This window comes from Oleiphilus sp. HI0061 (assembly GCF_001635675.1).
In genome coordinates this window covers 1-3,453 of record NZ_LWFE01001162.1, presented here as the reverse complement: position 1 = coordinate 3,453, position 3,453 = coordinate 1, and the positions used below count along the sequence as shown (strand labels likewise).

Here is a 3,453-nt window from a genome sequence, read left to right as displayed (position 1 = left end):
GGAACGTACACCATTAGCTATAGTGTCAGTGACAGCGAGGGTAATGTTGGTAATGCTACCCGCCAAGTCAATGTAATCGATAACACTAGTAGCGATACCGTTCCACCGGTTATCTCCTTACTTGGAAACAACCCAATCTTAATTGAACTGGGTGGCACCTATTTCGAGCCTGGCGCAACTGCAGTCGATGGCGTTGATGGTGATTTATCAGCTTCTATCGCCATTTCAGGATTCGTCGCAACGAACGCCGTAGGAAGCTATCAGGTAACTTATAATGTCTCGGACTTGTCGGGTAATGCTGCCCTAACGGTGACAAGAACAGTTATCGTTCAAGATACTACCGCACCGGTCATAAGCCTATTAGGCTCGGACCCAACCTATCATGAGCAAGGAACGACTTACATTGATGCAGGCGCGACCGCGAGTGATTTCGGTAGCGATATATCCTCTAGTATCTTTGTATCGGGAGATGTAAACGAGAATATCGCTGGCACTTACACATTAAGCTATGATGTCGCCGATGCTCAAGGTAACGATGCTACAACCGTGACGAGAACAGTACATGTAGTCGATACCACCCCCCCTAGTATTTCAGTACTAGGAGACAATCCAGTTGAAGTTATTCAAGGACATGTTTATAGCGACCTGGGGGTTTCAGCAACTGATAACATCGATGGCGACATATCATCGAACGTAAGTATTGATACAAGCGGGCTAGATATGTCGACACCAGGCAGTTATCAAGTTCACTTTAATGTCACTGACGCGGCGGGGAATAGCGCATTAACCCAAACCCGCACCGTCACAGTCATTCCACTTGTTAAAACATTTAGTGCAAGCCCAGGACTGGATGCGGGGTCATCATCGAACTCAACCAGTATGACTATATCCGATGACCGTCAGTTAGCTGACCTTAATGTTATGATTGATATATCGCATGGCCGACCAGGAGACCTGATCCTAACGCTCACAAGCCCTGCAGGCACATCTGTTGTAATTATGGACCGACCTGGAACAACCGGCGGCTGGTTCGATTTCGGTTGCGCCAACGATGATGTCGACGCAACATTCGATGATCAGGGAAGCTCCGCTGTAGAGAACGTTTGTAACTCTTCCCCCGGTATCGGCGGCACAGTTATTCCTCACAACGCCTTAAGCGCATTTAACGGTGAGTCTACTCAAGGTGTCTGGACACTCAAAGTAGAGGATAAAGCAACGATCACCAACTCAGGAACGCTAAACACCTGGGCTCTTGAAACGATAATCCAATAGTTAGCACTGTACTAAGTTTATTGTGCAAAGGCACCAAGCGCTAAAATCGAGCTTGGTGCCAACCAATCAGATATCCCGGCTAAAGAATATAGATATGAACAAGTTGCTTAATGGAATCAATTTTAAACGCTCTCTACAGGTGAGCCTGCCGATAATGGCGCTCTCCTTGTTTGGCTGTGATGGAGGTAGTAACTCCGGTGGAGATAAAGCGGAGCCAACAACAACGCTCACATCACCTACCTACAGTAGAACAACGACTAACTCAGTGGTGACAATTAGCGGCTCCAGTTATGATGAGCATAGTGGTATCGAAAGCGTCACAGTAAATGGTGAACCAGTTACGAGTGATGATAATTACGCAAACTGGCGTGTAGATCTTCCAACCGAACCTGATATCGGTGAACTGAACATCAATACAATTGATGGTGCAGGCAATAAACGCGAAGATAAGTTTGACTTAAGGGTTACAAGAATCGATGAGATTTTTGAAGAACCAAGCCACCTGGCTATCACCTCTGATAATAAATTATTAATAAGCGATGCAAATAAGCTTAAGACTTACGCTACAGATATAAACTCACCAAGACTAACCTTGTATGCTGCAAATGACAGCGAAAGCCTAATCAAACCTCAAACAACTGTTTTTGACACAAACCAAGAGCGAGAACTTATTCTTGATGTAAGGGAAACGCAGCCAGTTTCACAAGCTATTCTCGCTCGCCAATACCCCAGCGGTAATTTAACCACTCTGGCCAACGGCCTAAACAATGTTATTGATATATCCATCGATAGCGACGGCGGCATCCTCTACCTGTTGATGGCGAATGAAAATTCAGAAAGTGGTGCAATCATTAAAGTGTTTGATATCGACGAGCAGTTAAGTCCTAATCGCTGGCCCATCCTCTCAGACAATGCTAATCCCGGCCTTGAATTACTAAAACCAACTGCAATCGTATTTCACAATGGTGTGCTCTACTGTTCTGACAATGGCAATAATACGGTTCTATCCATTGATATAGAAACAGGTACAAGCTCAATCATTTCTTCAAGTGAGCAAGGTAGCGCCTCGGGCTCTTTCTCATACATATCGGATATTGCTGCAGGGGTTGTTGAAGTCACTGATATAGACCAGGAGCTCACCACAAAGACCAAATTATGGCTAATTGATGAAGACTCAAAATCAATTATCGAGATTGATGTCGAGACTGGTGACCGAACGATACTGAGCCAAGCAAACGATGGTAAGGGTGAAGAGTTCAAAACGTTTAAACAGCTGGTCGTCGATCAGCAAAATGAACGATTACTTGTAAACGACACCGAGCTTAAGGTCGTATTCTCAGTTGCCTTTTCTTCAGGTCAGCGCGAACTTTTTGTTAGCAACCGCTACGGTAGTGGCCCAAACCTTGAAGCACCTACATCGATTCAGCACATTGGCAATAATATGGCTTTGATTACCGAAGGGCATCACAATGCGCTATTTGAAGTCGACTTACAGACAGGTAGCCGTAAAGTTATCTCTGCGTCGAACTCGAACCTCGAACTAGGCTCAGGCCCCGCTATATTGAACCCAGTCGACCTGGAGATTAACGCCTCTCAATCAAGTGTATGGGTTAGCATGCGCGAGCAAAAAAATATCTGGGAAATTGACCTAGCTAGTGGCGACAGAAACTTAATTACCCCCTCCCCTAGACTAGGCGCAACAGAGCTTAAGCTTCCATCAGGGCTAGCACTTAAGCCAGAGAGCAACCAATTACTTGTGAGTGACATTTACCTGGATAGAATTCAATCAGTAAATCTAAACAGCTACGAAACTGATATCGCGGCTAACAAACGCTTGTCTCGAAACTCAACATCAAAACTATCCAAGCCAAGCGACATCACTTACGACCAGCAAAACACATCAATCTACGCAGTCGATAGCGCCTTAAATGCCGTCATCCGTTGGAACGCCGAGTCAGAAAACGCTGAAATCGTATCTTCGATCGATGTTGGCTCGGGGCTTAACCTGCTCAACCCAATAGCAATCGATTTGAACCTTGCACAGAATACCGCCTACATCGCTGACCAGAAACTCAAGGCGATAATATCAGTTGATTTAAGCAGTGGTGACCGGGAAGTTTTATCTAACCGTGCGATCGGCTCTGGCCCTTTATTTAAAAACCTAACAGGCCTAAGCTTCAA

At 45.4% G+C, this 3,453-nt stretch carries 2 protein-coding genes; both read left to right on the top strand.

Annotated elements, in window-relative coordinates:
- On the top strand, positions 1–1,272 hold a 1,272-nt coding region (locus A3735_RS17620), incomplete at its 5' end, for an immunoglobulin-like domain-containing protein (protein WP_156499740.1).
- Positions 1,273–1,366: 94 nt separating this feature from the next.
- A partial coding sequence (locus A3735_RS17615) for a hypothetical protein (RefSeq protein ID WP_156499739.1) occupies positions 1,367–3,453 on the top strand: 2,087 nt, incomplete at its 3' end.